We start from the raw sequence: 20,906 nt of genomic DNA on the forward strand, positions 1-20,906 counted from the left end.
ATGACAGAAAGGATGTATTTATGGAACATAAAGAGAAACATTTTAGCCTATCCTGGTTCTTCAAGTGGTTTTTAGATAACAAAGCTATCACTGTATTTTTAGTAACCTTGTTACTGGGGTTAAACATTTTCATTCTAAGTAAGATTAGTTTTATTTTTTTACCCGTTTTAGACGTTTTAGGGGTTGTCATGTTGCCAGTTATTTTATCTGGTTTACTTTATTACCTCCTCAATCCGATTGTGGACTGGATGGAGAACCACAAAATCAATCGTGTGCTTGCAATCAGTATTGTTTTTGTCATTATTGGAATTTTTATCATTTGGGGGCTGGCAGTCGCTATTCCAAATCTCCAACGCCAGGTCTTAAACTTTGCAAAGAATGTGCCTAGCTATCTCGAAGATGCTGACCGTGTTATCAATGATCTTATAACCAAACGCTTGCCAGATGATTTTAGACCTCAGTTAGAGCAAGTACTTGCAAATGTTTCTAGTGAAGCAACCATGTGGGCCAGCAAAATCTCTTCTCAAGCTGTTAACTGGGTCAGTTCTTTTATCAGCGGAGCTTCTCAGGTTATTGTAGCGATTATTATCGTACCCTTCATGCTCTTTTATCTTTTGAGAGATGGGAAAGGCTTGCGAGATTACCTAACTAAATTCATCCCAAACAAGTTAAAAGAACCTGTGGGTGAAGTCCTATCAGATGTCAATAAACAACTGTCAAATTATGTTAGAGGACAGGTTACAGTAGCTATTATTGTAGCCATCATGTTTATTATCTTCTTTAAGATTATCGGTCTACGCTACGCTGTCACTCTAGGTGTAACGGCTGGTATTCTAAATCTAGTCCCTTATCTAGGTAGTTTTCTAGCGATGTTGCCTGCTTTGGTTTTGGGCTTGATTGCAGGACCTGTCATGCTATTGAAAGTTGTGATAGTCTTTATCGTAGAACAAACGATTGAAGGGCGCTTCGTTTCACCTCTTATTTTAGGAAGTCAACTCAATATTCATCCTATCAATGTTCTCTTTGTTCTCCTAACTTCAGGTTCTATGTTTGGTATTTGGGGAGTCTTGCTGGGAATCCCTGTCTATGCCTCCGCTAAGGTAGTTATTTCTGCTGTCTTTAACTGGTACAAAAAGGTCAGCGGTTTGTATGAAGAAGAAGGGGAGGAAATCAAGAGTGAACAATAGTCAACGCATGCTCCAGGCTTTGGATGAACAGGATTTAAGTAAAACAGATCAGTATTTTCGTAAAGCACTTGAAACTGATTCGACCGAAGTTCTCTATGAATTAGCAAATTATCTTGAGGGAATTGGCTTTTATCCACAAGCCAAGGAAATCTATCTAAAAATTGTGACAGAATTTCCAGAAGTGAATTTGAACCTAGCAAGCATTGCTAGCGAGGATGGCAATGTTGAAGAAGCCTTTGCTTACCTTGAGGAAATCACACCCGAAAGTGACTGGTATGTATCGGCTTTGGCCTTGAAGGCTGACCTCTATCAGTTGGAAGGATTGACAGATGTAGCGCGTGAAAAGTTACTGGAAGCCCTAAACTACTCAGACGATCCCTTATTAGTTTTTGGTTTGGCTGAGTTGGATAGCGAGTTAGGAAATTATCAGGAAGCCATTCAAGGCTACGCTCAGTTGGACAACCGCTATATTTATGAACAAACGGGTGTCTCAACCTATCAACGAATCGGCTACGCATATGCTCAGTTAGGCAAGTTTGAAGCAGCTACAGAATTTTTAGAAAAGGCTCTAGAGTTAGAATACGATGACCAAACCGCTTTTGAACTGGCCAGTCTATACTTTGATCAAGAAGAGTATCAAAAATCTGTTCTTTACTTTAAGCAGATTGATACCATTTCACCTGATTTTGAAGGATATGAGTATGGTTATAGTCAAGCCTTGCACAAGGAACATCAGGTGGAAGAAGCCCTTCGTATCGCTAAACAGGGTTTGGAGAAAAATCCATTTGAAACTCGGCTCTTGCTAGCGGTCTCTCAATTTTCTTATGAATTGCATGATGCTAAGGCAGCGGAGGACTTTCTCCTTACTGCAAAAGAAGATGCAGAAGATCTTGAGGAGATTTTCCTTCGACTCGCAACCATTTATATGGAACAAGAGCGGTTTGAGGATATTATCGCTCTTCAAAGCCAAGAACCTGAAAACCTTCTGACCAAATGGATGATTGCTCGTTCTTACCAGGAAATCGAGGATTTAGATAAGGCTTATGAGTTCTATCAAGAATTGTCATCTGACCTCAAGGACAATCCAGAGTTTCTGGAGCAATATACTTATCTTTTGCGTGAATTGGGTTATTTCGAAGAAGCTAAGATGCAAGCAGAAGCATATTTAAAACTGATTCCAGATGATGTTCAGATGCAAGAACTCATAGAAACGCTTTAAAAATTCCCTATAATATAAAACTGTATCTCATCACTTTGGATAGATACAGTTTTATATTTTCTGAAAACAATAGAATTTTTCACATATTTTCTCTTGCTAAATTGTTTATTTATGCTATAATAAGAATAATTATTTTTTAGGAGGTGTAGTATGTCTTATATATTCGAGATTTTACCAAGTTTATTGAACGGTGCAAGTATGACTCTTCAAGTCTTTGCTCTGGTCTTAATCTTTTCAATTCCTTTAGGGATTATCATCGCTTTTGCCTTGCAAATCCATTGTAAACCCCTCCATTATCTGATTAATATCTATATATGGGTGATGCGAGGCACTCCCTTGCTCTTGCAATTAATCTTTATCTACTATGTGTTGCCTAGTATTGGCATTCGTTTGGATCGTCTTCCTGAAGCTGTTATCGCCTTTGTGCTCAACTATGCTGCCTACTTTGCAGAAATCTTTCGTGGAGGTATTGAGACTATTCCGAAAGGACAGTACGAGGCTGCAAAAGTGTTGAAGTTTAGTCCAGTTGCGACAGTTCGCTATATCATACTTCCTCAGGTGACAAAGATCGTCTTACCGAGTGTTTTTAATGAAATCATGAGTTTGGTCAAGGATACTTCTTTGGTCTATGCTTTGGGGATTTCAGATTTGATTTTGGCTAGTCGGACAGCAGCCAATCGGGACGCCAGTCTTGTTCCTATGTTTTTAGCTGGAGCGATTTATTTAATTATGATTGGTCTTGTAACCATTGTAGCGAAAAAACTTGAGAAGAAGTACAGTTATTACAGATAGGAGGATTGCTATGTTAGAATTACGAAACATTAACAAGGCCTTTGGTGGCAAACAAATCTTAACCAATTTCAGCCTATCAATTCCTGAAAAGCAAATCCTTGCAATCGTAGGTCCATCAGGAGGCGGAAAGACCACCTTGTTACGTATGCTAGCTGGATTGGAAACCATCGATTCTGGGGAAATCTACTATAACGGCGAATCGCTAGCTATAGATGAACTAGAAAAGCGCAATCTTCTGGGATTTGTTTTCCAAGATTTTCAACTCTTTCCGCATTTGTCAGTTCTAGATAACTTAACCTTGTCGCCCATAAAAACGATGAGTATGGAGAAGGAAGCTGCTGAGAAGAAGGCGCGTGGCTTGTTAGAACAACTTGGGTTAGCTGGGCACGCAGATGCCTTTCCATTCTCACTCTCAGGTGGGCAAAAACAGCGTGTCGCCTTAGCGCGTGCCATGATGATTGATCCTGAAATTATCGGATATGATGAGCCTACATCAGCCTTAGACCCAGAATTGCGTTTAGAAGTAGAAAAACTTATCCTTCAAAATAAAGAGCGTGGGATGACCCAGATTGTTGTGACCCACGATCTTCAGTTTGCGGAAAACATTGCTGATCAGATCCTTAAGGTTGAGCCGAAGTAGGAGGTGCCTATGAAGAAAAAGAAAATTGCCTTTGTAATTACCTTGTTCTTTAGCTTCTTTATGACTGCTTGTACGCAAAAGGTCAGTGATCCGAAGCAGGATAATTGGGCCAAATATCAAAAGCAGGGTAGCATTACTATTGGCTTTGATAATACCTTTGTTCCCATGGGATTTGAGGAAAAGAATGGCCAGTATGCAGGTTTTGATATTGACCTAGTCCAAGCTGTCTCTGAAAAACTAGGAATTCAGATTAAATTTCAACCCATCGACTGGGATATGAAAGAAACCGAACTACAAAATGGTACCATTGATGCCATCTGGAATGGCTATACAGCTACAGATGAACGGAAAGAGAAGGTTGCCTTTACCATTCCTTACATGGAAAATCAACAAGTTTTGGTCTCTAAAAAGTCTCAAAATATTCACTCAGTTCAGGATATGACTGACAAAGTTTTAGGGGCCCAGGCAGGTTCTTCTGGTTATTTAGACTTTGAAGCGCAGCCAGACTTGTTAAAAAGTCAAGTAAAAGACCAGAAGGCAAATCAATACCAAAGTTTCAATGAAGCCTTAATTGATTTGAAAAATGATCGGATTGATGCCTTGTTGATTGACCGTGTTTATGCCAATTACTACCTTCAGTCTGAAGGAATATTAAATGACTACAATGTCTTTTCAGCTGGATTTGAAAGTGAGTCTTTTGCAGTTGGTGTGAGACCTGCTGATAAAACCTTGCTAGCTGCATTGAACAAAGCCTTTATCTCGCTATACCAAGAAGGAAAATTCCAGGAAATTAGTAAAAAATGGTTTGGAGAAGATGTAGCAACCAGTCAAGTTAAAAATCAAGAATAAGAAAAGAGATTGAGTTTACCTCAGTCTCTTTTTGTATCGAAAAATCCTCTGGCAAGTACCAGAGGATAAGAGTCTATTTCATTGTTGGGAAAAGCAAGACATCACGGATAGTGGTTGTATCAGTGAGGAGCATGCAGAGACGGTCGATACCGATACCCAAACCACCTGTTGGTGGCATACCGTATTCAAGAGCCTCAATGTAGTCGTAGTCGATACCTGTAGCTTCATCGTCCCCAAGTTCTTTAGCTTTTGCTTGTGCTTCAAAACGGCTAAGCTGGTCGATTGGATCGTTCAACTCGGTAAAGGCATTACCGTATTCCTTGGTCATAATGAAGAGCTCGAAACGGTCAGTAAAGCGTTCGTCTTCAGGATTTTTCTTAGCAAGTGGAGATACAGCTACTGGATGTCCGTAGACAAAGGTTGGCTGGATCAAGGTTTCTTCAACAAATTCTTCAAAGAAGGCATTGATGATGTGACCGACTTCAGTATAGTGTTTCTCAACTGGAACTTTCTTGTCAGCAGCGATAGCTTTAGCTTCTTCGAAAGTCATGTCTTGCCAGAAATCTACACCAGTAATTTCCTTGATAGCATCCACCATGTGAACACGTTTGAATGGTTCGTTGATTTTAATTTCAGTACCTTGGTAGTTGACTGGGCCATCACCTTTAACAGCTTTTGCAGTGTGTTGGATAATTCCTTCAGTCAAGTCCATGATATCTTGGAAATCTGCATAAGCTTGGTAAACCTCGATAGAAGTAAACTCAGGGTTATGAGTAGCATCCATTCCTTCGTTACGGAAGATACGGCCAATTTCATAGACACGTTCCATACCACCAACGATAAGACGTTTCAAGTGAAGTTCCGTCGCGATACGAAGCACCATGTCAATGTTCTGTGCATTGTGGTGAGTGATAAATGGACGAGCAGCAGCACCACCAGCTTCGTTATGGAGGACAGGTGTTTCTACTTCAAGGAAGCCTTTTTGGTCAAGGTAACGACGGATTTCAGAGATGATTTTTGAACGAGTGACAAAGCGTTCAAAGCTTTCACGATTAGAAATCAAGTCCAGGTAACGTTTACGGTAAATTGTTTCAACGTCAGTCAAACCGTGGAATTTCTCTGGAAGCGGGCGAAGTGCTTTAGACAAGTGTGTGATGTGAGTTGCCTTGATAGAGAGTTCACCCATATCCGTACGCATGACTTCGCCTTCAACACCGAGGAAGTCACCAAGGTCTGCCTTTTTAAAGATTTCGTAGTTTTCTTCACCAACTTCGTCTTTACGGACGTAAATCTGAATTTGTCCTTCACGGTCTTGGAGATGGGCAAAGCCAACTTTTCCTTTTCCACGTTTGGTTACCAAGCGACCTGCGATTGTAGCAGTTTCGTTTAATTCATGTAATTGTTCTTTATCGAGTTCTGCGAATTTGTCTTTTAGTTCTTGAGAGTTAGCAGTACGTTCAAAACGTTTTCCGAAGGGATCGATTCCTTGTTCACGGAGCGCAGCCATTTTTTCACGGCGAACGATCTGCTGGTCATTTAGTTCTTCCATATGTTCTGTAGACATGGGTTCCTCCTAATTTTACTCAAAATTTGATACGATGAGTCATTTTTTGCGATACTCCCATTTTATCATAAATAGCAGAGAAATTCACGGATATTCTTTGAAAACTAAAAAGAACTTGACCGCTGGGATCAAGTTTCATTATTTTCTTTGATAGGAAGTATCATTCCATCTTTCGAGAGTGAAGGATTCAAAATCCTCAGTGTCCAAAATTGTCAAACTAGCATTGGCCAAGCCCCCATCTTTGCGAAGGTGAGCCTCTTTATAACCTAGAAGTGTCCGTAGGCTAGCAGTGAGATTTGCGCCATGACCCACGATCATGATTCTTTCAGCCTTGCTCTCTTTCAGAGATTTGATAAACTGAATAGTCCGCTTGGTAGTACTGTAAAGGGACTCTGCTTCAAACATCTTCGTATCAAACTGAGCCAGATTGGAGCGAAAGGCCTTGATTTGTTGTGGGTAGATGGCATTGAGCGTAGCGATTTTTAATCCCTCTAGTTTTCCAAGTTGCCATTCACGTAGGTCAGGAATGCTCTTTAAAGGACAAGGGGTCTGGAGTTGACTTTGGATAATTTCAGCAGATTTGACTGCTCTGGGTAAATCACTTGAATAAATCGTATCAAAAGGTATTTCCTTGAGATAGTGGCCCAGTTGTTTTAGGACGTCAATGGATTCCGGAAGAAGGGGCGAGTCGCCACTAGCGCCTTGAAAACGTCCTTCAAGATTCCAGAGGGTGCGACCATGACGAACAAAATAGAGTTTCATCAGTTGTTTTCCTCCAAGATGTCAGCAAAATCCGCTTTCACAAAGCTGGCCAAGTCTCGAGGGCGTATGATGATACTATGCCCGACTTCCCCAGCAGAGACGATCATTTGGTCCAAATCCAAAGCAGTCTGATCAATAAAAATTGGATAATTGTGTTTTTGGCGAATGCCGACGGGATTATTTGCCCCATGAATGTAGCCTGTCGTTTTTTCTAAGTCTTTCTGCGGAATCATGCTCACTTTTTTATTGCCAGAAACTTTTGCTAGTTTTTTCTCGGCGAGATGTTCTGTTATGGGAACAATTCCAATAATCGGTCCTGTTTTATCTCCCAAAAGAGCCAAGGTTTTAAAGATTTGGTTTCGGTCGTATTCAGGAGGAAGTTCTCCTTCAAGCGCATTGATTTGAATACCAGTATGGTCAATACCTGCCTTGGTCAAGATTTGTTCGACCAAGGTTTTTTTAATCTTGACTTTTTTTGCCATTATTTATACTTATCCTCCAATTGACTCATCCAGATACCAAGCCAGATACCAAGCGCAAAGAAGAAGGCAACGAGAACATAGCTCACAATGGAAAGTCCAGTGTATTGGATACTTTCAGCATTTCCAGCATTTGGAATCAAAATTAAAAGAGTGCTTGAAAGAACAATGCCGATGATAAAGTGATAAACACGGGAGTGGTAGTTGTTCAAGGCGTGATCCATTAATTTTGAAAAAATGATGAGGGTTGCACCTGCACCAATTCCGATAGGAAGGAAGGTTCCAAATAAATCAAAGGTTTTAAAACCAGTTAGCATAGGAGCATACAGTCCCAAAATCAAGAGTAGATTTGACGGACTTAAACCAGGTACCAAGATACCAAGTGCCAACAGAGCCCCCGCTAAGATGAAGCTAGCGAAACTGGCATTGAGTGAGCCAACAACAAAGTTTAGCGCGTAGAGCCCGACTCCTGAAAGGATAAAGGTGATCCAGAACCAGACTAGGTCAATCTTATCGCGATTAGATTCTCGAGTAGATTCTCTAAGGAGGCTAGGTACTGTACCAATAATAGCTCCTGCAAAACTCCACAAAACATAGACTTGGTAATTTTCTAACAAATACTCTATTGGATAAGAAAACAAACCAATGCCTAGCAACATCCCGATTGCTACTGGGATAAAGTATAGGACATTCTCTTTAAAATCCTTAAAGGGATGAGCCAGAAAAGAAATCATTCGCTCGTAGATACCCAAAATTGCGGCCAGAACTCCTCCAGAAATTCCGGGCAAGATAAATCCAAGGGCAATGACAATTCCTTTAATAACTCGTGTAATCCATGAAAACATAATAAAATCCTCAATTTCATAAAATTCTTCTCTATTCTAACAATTATAACACAGACGGCAAAAAAATGAAAAAACAAGTGAAAAAGTTACGATTTTCACTTGTTTTATGGTCTTAAAAATAGCTTTCTGAAGGTTTCTTCTTTTTCCTTCAAAGTAGAAATCAGGTTAATATCTAAATGATGTTCAAATCCAGCAATTCTTCCTTTTGAAGTATACTGATGGAGGTCATAGTCTAAATCAGTATTAGGCGTGGTTTCAAAGTAACCTGAATCCGTTCCATAGGATGGAATCCAGACAGCAGAGAACTTGTCTGTATTGATACTATGCTCTTGCATGAAATAAACTCCAATATAGATGCCGATGTTTTTAGCACCTAAAGATTCCAGTTTAGCACGAAAGACTTCAACCCCTTCGTTCATATCAGACATTGTTTTTTCTTCCACGTCCAACCAATAGTAACTAGGGTTGTAAGGAGAGGCAGCATTATAGAAAACTTCAGCGGCTTTTTCCATTTCTTCCTTGCTGGGGCTAGCTAGATAGGCATAGACTCCAACTGGGACATTACGCTTTTGAAATTCTGTAATATGACTTTTATAGGCTTTATCGATACCATTGGCATAAGCCGCATCATTTTTTTCAGTATGTTGTGCACCATTATGGACGCGAACAATAACACCTGAAATATTTTGAGACAAGGTATCGTAGTTGATTTCCTCAGGTCTTTGCCAACCAGAAACATCAATAATAGGTTTGTCAAGATTATGCAAGGCCTGATTTTCAACCTGGACAGCATTTGGTTTTGACTTGACGGGATGGTCTTCATAAGTTGGTTTATTGAGGATCAAAATAGCTATAAATATAGTAAATAAAGTAAAAATAATAGCTGGATTAATCTTTTTTCTCATATTTAATTAGTTTAACGTAAATAAATAAAAAAATCAAAGAAAACATCGTAAAAAATGAATATAACAGTCTCTTATCTCTATTTCCTTGTTTGTTTACTCCTTAGAAAATAAATTATGGTATAATAAAAGGGAATTTCTAGAGAAAAGAGAAGATTATGTCAAATTATGCCATTATTTTAGCAGCGGGTAAAGGTACTCGCATGAAATCAGATCTTCCAAAGGTACTTCATAAAGTAGCAGGAATTTCAATGTTAGAACACGTTTTTCGTAGTGTTGGTGCTATTCAACCTGAAAAAACAGTTACTGTAGTGGGTCACAAGGCTGAGTTAGTTGAACAAGTCTTGACTGGACAGACAGACTTTGTAACTCAGTCAGAACAGTTAGGAACTGGGCATGCTGTCATGATGGCAGAGCCAATTTTGAAAAATTGCTCTGGTCATACTTTGGTTATCGCTGGGGATACGCCTCTGATTACGGGTGAAAGCTTGAAAAATCTCTTGGATTTCCATATCAATCACAAAAATGTTGCGACGATCTTGACAGCTGAAGCGGCAAATCCTTTTGGATACGGTCGAATTGTTCGAAACGATAATGCAGAAGTTCTTCGTATTGTTGAGCAGAAGGATGCGACTGATTTTGAAAAACAGATCAAAGAAATCAATACAGGAACTTACGTTTTTGATAACCAACGTCTTTTTGAAGCCCTTAAAAACATCAACACCAACAATGCCCAAGGAGAATACTATATTACTGATGTGATTGGTATTTTCCGTGAGGGTGGTGAGAAGGTTGGTGCCTATACTCTGAAAGACTTTGATGAAAGTCTCGGGGTAAATGACCGTGTAGCTCTTGCGACTGCAGAAGCAGTGATGCGACGCCGTATCAATCAAACTCACATGGTTAACGGAGTCAGCTTTGTCAATCCAGAAGCAACCTACATCGACATTGATGTTGAGATTGCTCCTGAGGTCCAAATCGAAGCCAACGTTACCTTGAAAGGTCAAACGAAGATTGGTGCGGAGACTATTTTAACAAATGGAACTTATATTGTGGATAGTAATATTGGAGCTGGGGCTGTGATAACGAATTCCATGATTGAGGAAAGTACGGTTGCAGACGGCGTGACTGTTGGTCCTTATGCCCATATCCGACCAGGTTCAAGCCTAGCTTCTCAGGTTCATATTGGAAACTTCGTAGAAGTTAAAGGTTCTTCAATCGGTAAAAATACCAAGGCAGGTCATTTAACCTATATCGGAAACAGTGAAGTAGGCAGCCATGTTAACTTTGGTGCTGGTACGATTACAGTAAACTATGACGGTAAAAACAAATATAAGACCGTGATTGGCAACAATGTCTTTGTTGGATCAAATTCAACCATCATCGCCCCTGTAGAACTTGGAGATAATTCTCTGGTTGGAGCGGGTTCAACCATTACCAAGAATGTACCTGCGGATGCTATCGCAGTTGGACGTGGACGACAAGTTAACAAGGATGAGTACGCAAGGCGCTTGCCTCATCATCCTAAGAACCAGTAGGAGTCGATTATGGAATTTGAAGAAAAAACGCTTAGTCGAAAAGAAATCTATCAAGGCCCTATCTTTAAACTGGTGCAAGATCAGGTAGAACTGCCAGAAGGCAAAGGTACTGCCCAACGTGATTTAATTTTTCACAATGGAGCTGTTTGTGTTCTAGCTGTGACAGCTGAGGATAAAATTGTACTCGTTAAGCAATATCGAAAGGCCATCGAGGCTGTTTCTTATGAGATTCCCGCAGGAAAACTGGAAACTGGTGAAAATGCTGATCCAATGGCAGCGGCCCTTCGTGAATTGGAAGAAGAAGTTGCCTACACAGCAAAGTTAGAACTGTTGTACGATTTCTATTCTGCGATTGGTTTTTGTAATGAAAAATTGAAACTCTACCTAGCAAGTGATTTGACTAAGGTAGATAATCCTCGTCCGCAAGACGATGATGAAACCTTGGAGGTTCTAGAAGTGAGTCTAGAGGAGGCCAAGAACCTGATCCAGTCAGGTCATATCTGTGATGCTAAGACTATCATGGCAATCCAGTACTGGGAACTACAAAAGAAATAGAGGAGCAACCTATGGGAAAACCTTTATTAACAGATGAAATGATTGAACGTGCCAATCGTGGTGAGAAAATCTCAGGACCACCTCTTCAAGATGATGAGGAAACCAAAATCCTGCCTACTGCATCACAACATTTTGATTATTCACGTTCTAGAGACCACGGTTTTAGTCAAGATACACTTACAATCGAAGTAGAACCGACGATTCATAAGAGCCGTCGTATTGAGAACACGAAGAGAAATGTTTTTAATTCGAAACTCAATCGCATCTTATTTGCAGTCATCCTACTCTTGATTTTATTAATTTTGGCGATGAAACTCTTGTAATTGAAAGGACATGAAATGAAAATTGGAATCATTGCTGCCATGCCAGAAGAGCTTGTATATCTAACTCAGAATTTGGACAAAACTCAAGAAGTCCAAGTCTTAGGAAATACCTACTATACTGGCACTATTGGCAAGACAGAAGTTGTCCTAGTTCAGAGTGGGATTGGGAAGGTCATGTCGGCTATGAGTGTAGCTGTTCTTGCTGACCATTTTCAAGTAGAAGCCATCATCAATACTGGATCAGCAGGTGCTCTTGCTGAAGGGATTGCTGTTGGAGATGTAGTGATTGCGGATAAACTTGTCTATCATGATGTGGATGTGACTGCTTTTGGCTATGCTTATGGCCAAATGGCTGGTCAACCTCTTTACTTTGAATCCGATAAGAACTTTATCACTAGGATTCAAACAATTTTATCTCAATTAGAGCAGTCTTGGCACCTAGGCTTGATTGCTACAGGAGACAGTTTTATAGCTGGAGATGATAAGATTGCTAGTATCAAATCCCACTTCCCAGATGTTCTAGCTGTTGAGATGGAGGGTGCAGCCATTGCTCAGGCAGCTCAGGCTCTTGACCTACCTTTCCTAGTCATTCGAGCTATGAGTGACAATGCCAATCACGAGGCCTCTATCTCATTTGATGAGTTCATCATTGAAGCTGGACGTCGTTCTGCCCAAGTCTTACTAGCCTTTTTAAAGGCTTTGGATTAAGCGGAAATTTGACAGTTTATCTAGCTTATGATAAGATTTAAATAAAGAAAAGCTAGAAAACGTTTTAGAGGATATTATGAGTATTGAAATGACCGTCAGTGAGATTGCAGAGGTCTTAGGTCTATCTCGTCAAGCAATCAACAATCGTGTCAAAGAACTTCCAGAAGAGGACACGAAAAAAAATGACAAAGGTGTAACTGTAGTTACTCGAAGTGGCTTAATCAAGCTAGAAGAAATCTACAAAAAAACGATTTTTGAAGATGAACCAGTAAGTGATGATGTCAAGCAACGCGAACTGATGGAAATCTTGGTCGATGAGAAGAATGCTGAAATTCTTCGATTGTACGAGCAACTCAAGGCCAAGGACCAGCAGTTGGCAGAAAAAGATGAGCAGATGCGCATCAAAGACCGTCAGATTGCAGAGAAGGACAAACAGTTGGATCAACAGCAACAGTTAACTCTTCAAGCCATGAAGGATCAAGAAACCTTGAAATTAGAGTTGGACCAAGCAAAAGAAGAAGTCCAAGCAACTAAAAAAGGCTTTTTTGCTCGCCTGTTTGGAGGAAAATAAAGAAGCTGTTTGGGTTATTCACTAACCTAATGGCTTCTTTTATTATTTATAGTTAAAATCGAGTCGAAATTGAGGGAAAAATGGAGAAATTACGAGATTATATTGCCTTTGATTTAGAGTTTAATCAACACGATGGAGTTACTTATTTAATTCAAGTATCAGCAGTCCGCTTTCAAGATGGACAAGAAAGTGCTGCTTTTGATTCTTATGTTTATACTACAGCCCCATTGAAGAGTTTTATCAATGGTTTGACTGGGATCACAGCTGAAACATTGAAAGATGCGCCGAAAGTAGAGCAAGTTTTAAAAGATTTTCAGGCCTTTGTTGGCAAATCACCTATCGTTGGCTACAATGCAGCTAAGAGTGATTTACCAATTCTCTTGGAGCACGGTTTGGACTATCGTGACCAGTATAAGGTCGACCTATATGATGAGGCTTTTGAACGCCGTAGTTCTGACCTACACGGCATAGCCAATCTCAAATTGCAAACTGTGGCGAATTTTTTAGGGTTTAAAGGACAATCGCATAATAGTTTAGAAGATGCGCGTATGACAGCGCGTGTCTACGAAGCCTTTTTGGAATCGGATAAAGGAAAGCTATTAATAGAAGACCAGAGTAGTTTTTCTATGAATAATCCTTTCGGTAGCTTAGATTTATCCCAATTTTTAGACTAGGAGTGCCTATGAAACCTGAAAAACCTAAGAAGCTAGGTTTTAGGAAGATATACTATAACCTAGATAAGATTTTATTTCTATTTTTCTTGATATTTATGATGGTAGAGTTTGTCTGGTTGCCATTGAATTCTTGGATTGCAGGGATGTTGCTCAGACAAACAGGCTATTTGTTTATTTCTTACAATAACTTTCTTGCTATTATTCAAGGCTCACCTTTTGTCAGTTTAGCCTTTCTCATCTTAATTGCAATCAATCTCTTGGTTGCTTATTTTCAGATTTGTCTTTTATTCATTGGGGCGCGTCACCTTCTCTACCATGAAAAGAGAACCTTGATTGAGTATAGTCGAAAAGTCTTTCAACAGAGTTTTCTATTTATGAAACGATTCAGTTTCTGTAAAATGGCCTTTGTCTTCTTTTACGTCGCTATGCTTTTTCCTTTCATCAGGAAAATTTTAAAAATCTATTACCTTAATAAGATTATTATTCCAGATTTTATCGTTACCTACCTTGAAGATAAGTATTGGCTAGTTGGTCTGCTGATTCTGTCCTCTGCTTGGATTTTACTCTATATTTCAGTTCGTCTCATGTTTGCTCTTCCCAAGATTCTCTTTGAAAAGAAAACAGTGAGAGAGGGAGTGAAATATAGTCTGCAAAAGACAAAAAAACACGTTATCTTTTATGCTTGGAACTTGCTCCTCATTATCATTAAAACCTACCTCTTTTTCTTTCTACTCTTGATTCCCATATTGTTTGCTCAAGTTGTAATGGATGAATTAACTCATAAAGAATCCCTAGTCCTAGGGGTAATCAATTATGTTTTGATTAAGAACTTCCATTATATGACCTTGACTTATTTTCTCGTTAAATTTGTTTCATTTTTAACTGGTGAAGAACTTGAAATCATGCCAAGAAGAAAGAAAGACCATTTGATGAGATGGGGAGTAATGGGCTGCGCTAGTATCGTTTTTGCTTTAGAGGGTTATATCTATCTTGAGTCTCCTGACACGAGTACCCCTTTGGTTATTTCTCACAGAGGAGTTTCCAATAAAAATGGAGTTCAGAATACAGTCGAGTCGTTAGAGAAAACAGCTCAACTAAAACCAGATTTTATTGAAATGGATATCCAGGAAACCAAGGATGGTCAGTTTGTAATGATGCACGATGCCAATCTCAAAAATTTAACAGGTATTAATGCTGCCCCTCAAGATTTAACACTCGAAGAATTAACCAATATTCAAATCTCGGAAAATGGATATCAGACAAAGATTTCAAGTTTCGACGCTTATCTGGAACGTGCCAATGCATTAAACCAAAAATTACTGATTGAGATTAAAACCAGTAGAAAAGATAGCCCTCAAATGATGGAACATTTCCTTGAAAAATATGGGACGACCATCAAAAAATATGGGCACCAGATTCAATCCCTTGATTACCAAGTGATTGATAAGGTTTTGAATTATGATTCTGAGATTCCGTCCTACTTTATTATGCCTTATAACAGTATCTTCCCAAGAACCAAGGCAACTGGTTACACTATGGAGTACTCAACTTTGGATGAATACTTTGTCAATAAACTCTGGACAACTGATCAGAGACTCTACGTTTGGACCGTAAATGGTTCTGACGCTTTCGATAAAGCTATTCGTCTAGGAGCCAACGGTATGATAACAGATGACCTAGAAATGGTACAGTCACAGGTATTGATGGCTCAGGATGACCCTGAATATACTGATTTGATTCTAAAGAAAGCCATGGGATTTTTTGACTTCTAAGAAAAAAGAGAAACATTCGTTTCTCTTTTTTTATGGATTAGAAAGGCAATTTTCCAGCGAAAGCACCAAGTTTCTTCTTAGTCGTTTCGTCGATTTGGTCTATCGCAGCATTGATAGCTTGAACAGTCATGTCAGATAGAGTTTCGAGGTCTTCAGGGTCAACGACGGCTGGGTTAAAGTTGATGCTTACAACTTTCTTATCACCAGTTAAGGTTGCTTGGACAAGGTCTTGAGCAGATTTTCCAATAAACTCCATAGCAGCAAGTTCTGCTTGACTTTGTTCCATTTGTTTTTGAAGTTTTTGTGCTTGACGCATCATGTTTTGCATATTCATCATAGCGGTTTACAGTTTCCTTTTTCTATTATTTTCCTTTTTATTTTAACAATTTTAGGATTAAAAGTCTAATAATAGTTAATTTTTGAATTATTAAATTTTCTGACAATTTATTGAAAAATGAGAGAAGACATGATATAATGAAACGTAAAATAAATTCAGGATCCCTGAAATGATAGGAGTAAATAATGAAAAAACTAGGTTTCGTTCTTTTATCTTCAGCCTTGCTATTGACTGCTTGTGCTAATAATCAATCTAAGCCAAGCAACACAAGTGATTCCTCTAAGGTAACAGCCTTGTCTGAAGACAAGCAAAAAATGCTTGATAAGACTACTGCTGACTATAAGACTTTTGTACAAGAGCAAATTGATAAACTGTTGACAGATACGGAAGGCTTTGTCAAACTGTTGAAAGAAGGCAAATTAGAAGAGGCTAAGAAGGTTTATCCACTGATTCGTATGTCTTATGAGCGTTCAGAACCGATTGCCGAAAGTTTTGGTGAGTCAGATGTCAAGATTGATTTCCGTTTAGCAGACTATATGGACGAAAACAAGACAGAGGAAGGTTGGTCAGGTTTCCACCGTATCGAGCGTATCCTTTGGGAAGAAAATACAACTAAAGGAACTGAAAGTTATGGCGATCAATTAGTCAATGATATCAAAGAATTGAAGGCTAAGATTGCAACTGTGGATGTGGACTACAAGGTTATGTTGACTGGAGCAGTTGACTTGCTCAATGAAGTAGCGACAAGCAAGATTACAGGTGAGGAAGAAATTTATTCTCACACAGACTTGTATGACTTCCGTGCCAATATTGAAGGTGCTGAGAAGATTTTCCAACTCTTTAAACCTTTACTAGAAAAATCAGATGCTGATTTAGTTAAAGAATTGGAAGCAGATTTCAAGTCTGTTAATAGTTTGCTGGATAAACACATGACAGACAAGGAACACTACAAACTCTATACTGATTTGACAAAAGAAGACACCAAGGAATTGGCTGAAGCCGTGACAAAACTTGGTGAACCTCTATCACAAATGGGCAAGTTTCTTGATGGAGAATAAGTAGTATGACAAAGAAAGACGAAAAGTTTTTTGAAAAGAAAATGGACCGTCGAGAATTTCTAAAAAAAGCAGGAATTGGAGGGGCTGGTTTAGCGCTAGGACTCTCTGGGGCTTCTGCTTTTTTCGCTCCTAAGCTAGGAAGTCAGGAAAAAATCTCGTACGGTAATGAAAAGATTGACTTTTATGGCAAGCATCAAGCTGGGATTAGTACGCCCATGCAAAAAAATATCTATTTTGTCGTTTTGGACTTGCATACGACGGATAAGGATAAGATTATCCAGTTGTTCAAGGATTGGACGGATTATAGTTCCAAGTTGGTCGAGGGGGAATTGGTTAAAAAAGATGGTCAGAATGCCCTCTTGCCACCTAGTGACACTGGAGAAACCGTGGGGCTAAATCCTCATCGTTTAACGCTGACTTTTGGTGTATCTGCTAGTTTCCTGAAAAAGATGAAATTAGAGCAAAAACGTCCTCAACTTTTTAAGGATTTACCTCCCTTCCCAAAAGAGCAACTACGTGAAAAATATACTGGGGGAGATATTGTTATCCAAGCCTGTGCAGATGACGAGCAAGTTGCTTTTCATGCTATTCGCAACCTTATCCGTAAAGGGAGAAATGCGGTGACCCTCCGTTGGAGCCAATCTGGTTTTGCTGCTATTGGAGATCGTCTGGAGACACCACGTAACCTTTTTGGTTTCAAGGATGGAACAGCTAATGTGACCAAAGAGAAGGATTTTGACCGAGTTGTCTGGGCTGATAGCAAGGACTGGATGGAAAATGGATCCTATATGGCCGTTCGCCGCATCCAAATGTTTCTCGATACTTGGGATCGAACCAATCTTGAAGAGCAAGAAAATACCTTTGGTCGCTACAAGGAAAGTGGGGCTCCCTTTGGTAAGAAGAATGAGTTTGATGAAGTGGATTTGAGTCTTTTACCAGATGATTCGCATGTTCGATTAGCCAAAGAGGTAGAGAAACCCCTCTTACGACGATCTTATTCATACTCGGATGGCATTGATGAAAAGACTGGACAATTTGACACAGGTTTACTCTTTATCTCTTTCCAAAAGGATCCAGATCATTTTGTTAAGGTTCAAACCAACCTCGGAGCTACAGACAAGATGAATGAGTATGTAACCCACATCGGTAGTGGTCTTTTTGCCTGCTTTGGTGGAGTAGAGAAAGGAGGCTATATTGGTCAGAAATTATTGGAAGACTAGTATTTGTTTTTTGGCTTTGTCTTTTCTCTTGCTAGCTATCTTTCCTGTTAGTGCGAAGGAAAGTCTGAGTTCTTATTTTGTAAAAATTACGGATGCCTCTCAGGCTATAAAAAATGGAAACCAGACACAAGCTAAGGTTCTAGTTAGAGAAATGGCGACGGATTTTGAAACAGTAGAACATGCTGATTCAGAAGCTGGAAAGCTTGTCAAGGAGAAACTTGCTCTGTCAGGAGAGATCAGTGAAGAAAATCTGACACAGATTTCATCTGCTCTTCTTGCATTTGAGAAAGAGCAAAATCCGGTAGATCTTGTTGCTGAAAAAGAAAAGCTTGTTAGTCGACTAAAACCACGTTTTGAGACTTTGGATAAGGCAATTTCTTCCAAAGACATAGAGCAAATTCGAGAAGCCTATAAAAAGATGAATTCCACTTGGACCATCAATGAAAGTGTGGTTCGTGACAATAGTACGGCCCATTATGGACGTGTTGAAACAGCTATCTCCTTCTTGCGTAGTAGCATAGAAACTGAGCCTACTGATTTTAACTCCATCCAGACTTCCTTTGAGGACTTAAAAAAGGCTATTAATGATTTTGTAACTGGAAAAGAAGTCGCAGAAGCATCCTCTGATTTAAGTCTCAAAGACGGTATTGCCCTTTTGAAGAAGGCTTTGGAACAATTCCAAGCTGGTGACCAAGCATCAGGAGCAGCTAATATGAAGGAATTCATCACTATCTGGCCAACGATTGAGGGTTCTGTTAGCACGACCAATCCTTCCCTCTATACACGAGTTGAAAGTGAAACTCCTGTAATCATGGTCAAGGGAAGTGAGAAGGAATATCAAGAAAAATTAGAAAAACTGATTGCAGATTTATCACAAATTGATACCAGCGCACGTTACAATGCCTTTGATGCTATGCTCATTCTCCTGAGAGAAGGGGTAGAGGCTCTCTTAATCGTCATGGCCTTGGTGACGACCTTGAAAGCAGCCAAGATGCGTAAAGGGCTCAAGTGGGTTTATGGTGGTGCTATCACTGGAATCATGGCTAGTCTCCTTATTGCTTTTATCCTGCAAATTGCCTTTCCAGCAGTGACATCAGGCTCCAATCGTGAAATCATCGAAGGGGCAGTTGGGATTTTTGCGGTAGTGATGATGATTTTGATCGGTATCTGGCTTCACAGTAAATCCTCGGTCAAAAAATGGAATGACTTTATGGATTCCCAGATGAAAACGGTGACCAAGACAGGTTCATTCATTTCCATGTTTGCTCTAAGTTTTCTAGCTGTTTTTCGTGAAGGGGCAGAGACCATTCTTTTTTACGTAGGAATTCTACCGAGAATATCTCGTTTTGAGTTTATCCTAGGAATTTCTCTAGCTTTGTTAGTCTTGCTGATTATTGCATTTCTGATGAACAAGGCGAGTCAATTCTTCCTACCTCATAAGGTCTTCTTCCTACTGACGTGGATGATTTATGCTCTTGCCTTCAAGATGCTAGGTGTTAGCCTACATGCTCTCCAGCTGACCAATATGGCACCTAACCACTTAGTACCAGGTTTCCCTACTATCGACCTATTGGGCATCTATCCAAGTTGGGAAGGTTTAGGAAGTCAGCTAGTCTTTTTGATAATTGTTTTGGCGGTCACATTGAGACAGGGTGAAAAGTAGATGGATACAAAAGAATTGACAATTATTGAACATCTGGTAGAATTTAGAAAGAGATTTATTGTTGTTATAGCCTGCTTTTTTATAGTCTTCTGTGGAGCTTTATTGTTTGCAGATCAGCTTTACTACTATCTAACTCAGTCCTTTAATCAAAAGTTGATTGTATTAGGTCCAAATGATATTTTGTGGATTTATTTTCGCTTAGCGAGCCTAATGTCCTTTACTATTACGCTTCCTTTTACAGTTTATCAGATATGGAGTTTTGTCAAACCAGGGTTGAAAATCGAAGAAGCAAGAGCAATCTTTGCCTATATTCCAGCTAGTTTTATTTGCTTTCTACTTGGCCTAGCCTTTGGTTTCTACTTTGTAACGCCTGCCTTACTTCAAGTGCTTTTAGGGCTCGGGGAAGGATTATTTGAAACTCAATTAACAGCGCAGAACTACTTAGACTTTGTTTTTCAAACAACTATCCCTTTGGCCTTCATCTTTGAATTGCCAGTCATCATCGCTTTTTTAACGACGATTGGCTTGATTGGACCAGGGCTCTTAGTTACCTATAGACGTTATGCCTACTTTATTTTATTGGTACTCGCTGTTATTTTGACACCAGCTGATTTTATTAGTGATCTAGCCATGACAATTCCTTTAATCTCGCTCTATGAGCTTAGTATTGTAATTAGCAAGAGGATAATAAAGAAAAAAATGAAAGGAGAAAAGAATGGGAATCTTACGTGATATCGGTGCTCCAGGATTGATTATCATCGTTCTAGGTGCACTCTTAATCTTTGGACCAAAACGTTTACCGGAACTGGGTGAATCAATTGGTAAAATGCTGTCTGAGTTTAAAAAGGCAGTTAAAGGATCTGGTGAACAAGATCAGGAAAAGTAATCTATTCCATAATCATAGATAAAAACAAGAAAGTTAGGAACTGTAGCTGTGTAGACAAATTTGAACAGTTTCCTAGCTTATTTTTGTATTTAAAAAAATGTGTTTAAGTTTTCTTTAAGGTTTATATTATATTCTAAAGAACTCTATGTTAACCGAACGTTAAACGGAGAATATAGAGGATAATCTATTTTTATTTCTTAGTTTGTTATGAACTTTTCAGATTTAGTTACAAATTGTTCACTTTTTACGATAAATAGTGTCTTAGTTCAACTAAATGGTGCTCTATCTTTTCTTCATGATAAAGATAGATTGTGATATAATAGATGGTAATGAGTTTTTTAGAATAAACAAAGGAGAAAATA

23 protein-coding genes are annotated in these 20,906 nt (G+C 39.2%); 17 read left to right on the top strand and 6 right to left on the bottom strand.

Translation table 11 applies throughout. The annotated features are described in order from the left end of the window. The first annotated feature begins 20 nt into the window (after positions 1-20). The 5 genes from ACUW6H_RS01670 (at position 21) to ACUW6H_RS01690 (ending at position 4,687) form a co-directional block, all read left to right on the top strand. Positions 21-1,187: an AI-2E family transporter gene (locus tag ACUW6H_RS01670; protein WP_454360350.1), complete on the top strand. Its 1,167-nt coding sequence runs from the start codon at positions 21-23 to the stop codon at positions 1,185-1,187. Continuing rightward, positions 1,177-2,406 carry a tetratricopeptide repeat protein gene (locus tag ACUW6H_RS01675; protein ID WP_454360352.1) on the top strand — a complete coding sequence of 410 codons (1,230 nt, stop codon included), beginning with the start codon at positions 1,177-1,179 and terminating at the stop codon, positions 2,404-2,406. The genes ACUW6H_RS01670 and ACUW6H_RS01675 overlap by 11 nt, the downstream gene beginning before the upstream one ends. Positions 2,407-2,556: 150 nt before the next feature. Further along, positions 2,557-3,198 carry an amino acid ABC transporter permease gene (locus ACUW6H_RS01680; RefSeq protein ID WP_454360354.1) on the top strand — a complete coding sequence of 214 codons (642 nt, stop codon included), beginning with the start codon at positions 2,557-2,559 and terminating at the stop codon, positions 3,196-3,198. A 10-nt stretch (positions 3,199-3,208) separates the two neighbouring features. After that, entirely contained in the window at positions 3,209-3,838 is a 630-nt protein-coding gene (locus tag ACUW6H_RS01685; RefSeq protein ID WP_454360356.1) for an amino acid ABC transporter ATP-binding protein, read from the top strand. A gap of 9 nt (positions 3,839-3,847) precedes the next feature. Continuing rightward, positions 3,848-4,687, top strand: a complete 840-nt coding sequence (locus ACUW6H_RS01690; RefSeq protein WP_454360358.1) for an amino acid ABC transporter substrate-binding protein — start codon at positions 3,848-3,850, stop codon at positions 4,685-4,687. 73 nt (positions 4,688-4,760) lie between these two features. Here the strand turns inward: ACUW6H_RS01690 and lysS are convergent, their stop codons facing one another. From lysS to ACUW6H_RS01715, 5 genes are all read right to left on the bottom strand, one after another. Then, positions 4,761-6,251 (bottom strand): lysine--tRNA ligase, encoded by a 1,491-nt coding sequence (gene lysS / locus ACUW6H_RS01695; protein ID WP_454360360.1) that lies wholly within the window; start codon positions 6,249-6,251, stop codon positions 4,761-4,763. Between the two features lie 138 nt (positions 6,252-6,389). Then, complete coding sequence (locus ACUW6H_RS01700; protein WP_096407390.1) at positions 6,390-7,013, bottom strand: histidine phosphatase family protein; 624 nt, start codon at positions 7,011-7,013, stop codon at positions 6,390-6,392. Beyond that, positions 7,013-7,495: an aminoacyl-tRNA deacylase gene (locus ACUW6H_RS01705; RefSeq protein ID WP_096407388.1), complete on the bottom strand. Its 483-nt coding sequence runs from the start codon at positions 7,493-7,495 to the stop codon at positions 7,013-7,015. The genes ACUW6H_RS01700 and ACUW6H_RS01705 overlap by 1 nt, the downstream gene beginning before the upstream one ends. Next, positions 7,495-8,337, bottom strand: coding sequence for a DUF368 domain-containing protein (locus ACUW6H_RS01710; protein WP_454360362.1), 843 nt, complete (start codon positions 8,335-8,337; stop codon positions 7,495-7,497). The genes ACUW6H_RS01705 and ACUW6H_RS01710 overlap by 1 nt, the downstream gene beginning before the upstream one ends. A gap of 104 nt (positions 8,338-8,441) precedes the next feature. Further along, the gene (locus tag ACUW6H_RS01715) at positions 8,442-9,242 is read right to left on the bottom strand and encodes a glycoside hydrolase family 25 protein (protein ID WP_454360364.1); all 801 of its coding nucleotides are present in this window, start codon (positions 9,240-9,242) and stop codon (positions 8,442-8,444) included. Between the two features lie 155 nt (positions 9,243-9,397). Between ACUW6H_RS01715 and glmU the strand changes: the two genes are divergently transcribed. The 7 genes from glmU (at position 9,398) to ACUW6H_RS01750 (ending at position 15,380) form a co-directional block, all read left to right on the top strand. Further along, positions 9,398-10,777: a bifunctional UDP-N-acetylglucosamine diphosphorylase/glucosamine-1-phosphate N-acetyltransferase GlmU gene (gene glmU, locus ACUW6H_RS01720; protein WP_454360366.1), complete on the top strand. Its 1,380-nt coding sequence runs from the start codon at positions 9,398-9,400 to the stop codon at positions 10,775-10,777. Positions 10,778-10,786: 9 nt separating this feature from the next. Then, on the top strand, positions 10,787-11,332 hold the full coding sequence (locus ACUW6H_RS01725) for an NUDIX hydrolase (RefSeq protein ID WP_061427246.1): 546 nt from the start codon (positions 10,787-10,789) through the stop codon (positions 11,330-11,332). A gap of 11 nt (positions 11,333-11,343) precedes the next feature. Continuing rightward, a complete protein-coding gene (gene macP / locus ACUW6H_RS01730) occupies positions 11,344-11,655 on the top strand; it encodes a cell wall synthase accessory phosphoprotein MacP (RefSeq protein WP_454360368.1) in 312 nt (103 codons plus the stop codon). Positions 11,656-11,670: 15 nt separating this feature from the next. After that, positions 11,671-12,363, top strand: a complete 693-nt coding sequence (locus ACUW6H_RS01735; protein ID WP_454360370.1) for a 5'-methylthioadenosine/adenosylhomocysteine nucleosidase — start codon at positions 11,671-11,673, stop codon at positions 12,361-12,363. 76 nt (positions 12,364-12,439) lie between these two features. Beyond that, complete coding sequence (rocS, locus tag ACUW6H_RS01740; RefSeq protein ID WP_000021248.1) at positions 12,440-12,934, top strand: chromosome segregation protein RocS; 495 nt, start codon at positions 12,440-12,442, stop codon at positions 12,932-12,934. Between the two features lie 80 nt (positions 12,935-13,014). Next, on the top strand, positions 13,015-13,608 hold the full coding sequence (locus tag ACUW6H_RS01745) for a 3'-5' exonuclease (protein ID WP_454360372.1): 594 nt from the start codon (positions 13,015-13,017) through the stop codon (positions 13,606-13,608). Between the two features lie 8 nt (positions 13,609-13,616). Beyond that, a complete protein-coding gene (locus ACUW6H_RS01750; RefSeq protein WP_454360374.1) occupies positions 13,617-15,380 on the top strand; it encodes a glycerophosphoryl diester phosphodiesterase membrane domain-containing protein in 1,764 nt (587 codons plus the stop codon). A 37-nt stretch (positions 15,381-15,417) separates the two neighbouring features. On the opposite strand, the gene ACUW6H_RS01755 is transcribed toward ACUW6H_RS01750, so the two are convergent. Then, positions 15,418-15,717 (bottom strand): YbaB/EbfC family nucleoid-associated protein, encoded by a 300-nt coding sequence (locus ACUW6H_RS01755; protein WP_454360376.1) that lies wholly within the window; start codon positions 15,715-15,717, stop codon positions 15,418-15,420. A 185-nt stretch (positions 15,718-15,902) separates the two neighbouring features. On the opposite strand from ACUW6H_RS01755, the gene efeO reads away from it, so the two are divergent. Genes efeO through ACUW6H_RS01780 form a run of 5 tightly spaced genes read left to right on the top strand, consistent with a single transcriptional unit; the run spans position 15,903 to position 20,544 of the window. Next, a complete protein-coding gene (gene efeO, locus ACUW6H_RS01760) occupies positions 15,903-16,775 on the top strand; it encodes an iron uptake system protein EfeO (RefSeq protein WP_096407366.1) in 873 nt (290 codons plus the stop codon). A 5-nt stretch (positions 16,776-16,780) separates the two neighbouring features. Continuing rightward, the gene (gene efeB, locus ACUW6H_RS01765; protein WP_454360379.1) at positions 16,781-17,995 is read left to right on the top strand and encodes an iron uptake transporter deferrochelatase/peroxidase subunit; all 1,215 of its coding nucleotides are present in this window, start codon (positions 16,781-16,783) and stop codon (positions 17,993-17,995) included. Continuing rightward, positions 17,970-19,658, top strand: a complete 1,689-nt coding sequence (locus ACUW6H_RS01770; RefSeq protein ID WP_454360381.1) for an FTR1 family protein — start codon at positions 17,970-17,972, stop codon at positions 19,656-19,658. The genes efeB and ACUW6H_RS01770 overlap by 26 nt, the downstream gene beginning before the upstream one ends. Further along, positions 19,659-20,390 carry a twin-arginine translocase subunit TatC gene (gene tatC, locus ACUW6H_RS01775; protein ID WP_096407359.1) on the top strand — a complete coding sequence of 244 codons (732 nt, stop codon included), beginning with the start codon at positions 19,659-19,661 and terminating at the stop codon, positions 20,388-20,390. Beyond that, positions 20,374-20,544: a twin-arginine translocase TatA/TatE family subunit gene (locus ACUW6H_RS01780; RefSeq protein ID WP_096407356.1), complete on the top strand. Its 171-nt coding sequence runs from the start codon at positions 20,374-20,376 to the stop codon at positions 20,542-20,544. Before tatC ends, ACUW6H_RS01780 begins: the two co-directional genes overlap by 17 nt. The last annotated feature ends 362 nt before the right edge of the window (positions 20,545-20,906 follow it).

The organism is Streptococcus sp. 151470009-6, assembly GCF_053628175.1.

Coding starts and splice junctions, on each gene's coding strand:
- ACUW6H_RS01670 (WP_454360350.1), top strand. CDS start 21: ATGGAACATAAAGAGAAACATTTTAGCCTATCCTGGTTCTTCAAGTGG.
- ACUW6H_RS01680 (WP_454360354.1), top strand. CDS start 2,557: ATGTCTTATATATTCGAGATTTTACCAAGTTTATTGAACGGTGCAAGT.
- ACUW6H_RS01685 (WP_454360356.1), top strand. CDS start 3,209: ATGTTAGAATTACGAAACATTAACAAGGCCTTTGGTGGCAAACAAATC.
- ACUW6H_RS01690 (WP_454360358.1), top strand. CDS start 3,848: ATGAAGAAAAAGAAAATTGCCTTTGTAATTACCTTGTTCTTTAGCTTC.
- lysS (WP_454360360.1), bottom strand. CDS start 6,251: ATGTCTACAGAACATATGGAAGAACTAAATGACCAGCAGATCGTTCGC.
- ACUW6H_RS01700 (WP_096407390.1), bottom strand. CDS start 7,013: ATGAAACTCTATTTTGTTCGTCATGGTCGCACCCTCTGGAATCTTGAA.
- ACUW6H_RS01705 (WP_096407388.1), bottom strand. CDS start 7,495: ATGGCAAAAAAAGTCAAGATTAAAAAAACCTTGGTCGAACAAATCTTG.
- ACUW6H_RS01710 (WP_454360362.1), bottom strand. CDS start 8,337: ATGTTTTCATGGATTACACGAGTTATTAAAGGAATTGTCATTGCCCTT.
- ACUW6H_RS01715 (WP_454360364.1), bottom strand. CDS start 9,242: ATGAGAAAAAAGATTAATCCAGCTATTATTTTTACTTTATTTACTATA.
- glmU (WP_454360366.1), top strand. CDS start 9,398: ATGTCAAATTATGCCATTATTTTAGCAGCGGGTAAAGGTACTCGCATG.
- ACUW6H_RS01725 (WP_061427246.1), top strand. CDS start 10,787: ATGGAATTTGAAGAAAAAACGCTTAGTCGAAAAGAAATCTATCAAGGC.
- macP (WP_454360368.1), top strand. CDS start 11,344: ATGGGAAAACCTTTATTAACAGATGAAATGATTGAACGTGCCAATCGT.
- ACUW6H_RS01735 (WP_454360370.1), top strand. CDS start 11,671: ATGAAAATTGGAATCATTGCTGCCATGCCAGAAGAGCTTGTATATCTA.
- rocS (WP_000021248.1), top strand. CDS start 12,440: ATGAGTATTGAAATGACCGTCAGTGAGATTGCAGAGGTCTTAGGTCTA.
- ACUW6H_RS01745 (WP_454360372.1), top strand. CDS start 13,015: ATGGAGAAATTACGAGATTATATTGCCTTTGATTTAGAGTTTAATCAA.
- ACUW6H_RS01750 (WP_454360374.1), top strand. CDS start 13,617: ATGAAACCTGAAAAACCTAAGAAGCTAGGTTTTAGGAAGATATACTAT.
- ACUW6H_RS01755 (WP_454360376.1), bottom strand. CDS start 15,717: ATGATGAATATGCAAAACATGATGCGTCAAGCACAAAAACTTCAAAAA.
- efeO (WP_096407366.1), top strand. CDS start 15,903: ATGAAAAAACTAGGTTTCGTTCTTTTATCTTCAGCCTTGCTATTGACT.
- efeB (WP_454360379.1), top strand. CDS start 16,781: ATGACAAAGAAAGACGAAAAGTTTTTTGAAAAGAAAATGGACCGTCGA.
- tatC (WP_096407359.1), top strand. CDS start 19,659: ATGGATACAAAAGAATTGACAATTATTGAACATCTGGTAGAATTTAGA.
- ACUW6H_RS01780 (WP_096407356.1), top strand. CDS start 20,374: ATGGGAATCTTACGTGATATCGGTGCTCCAGGATTGATTATCATCGTT.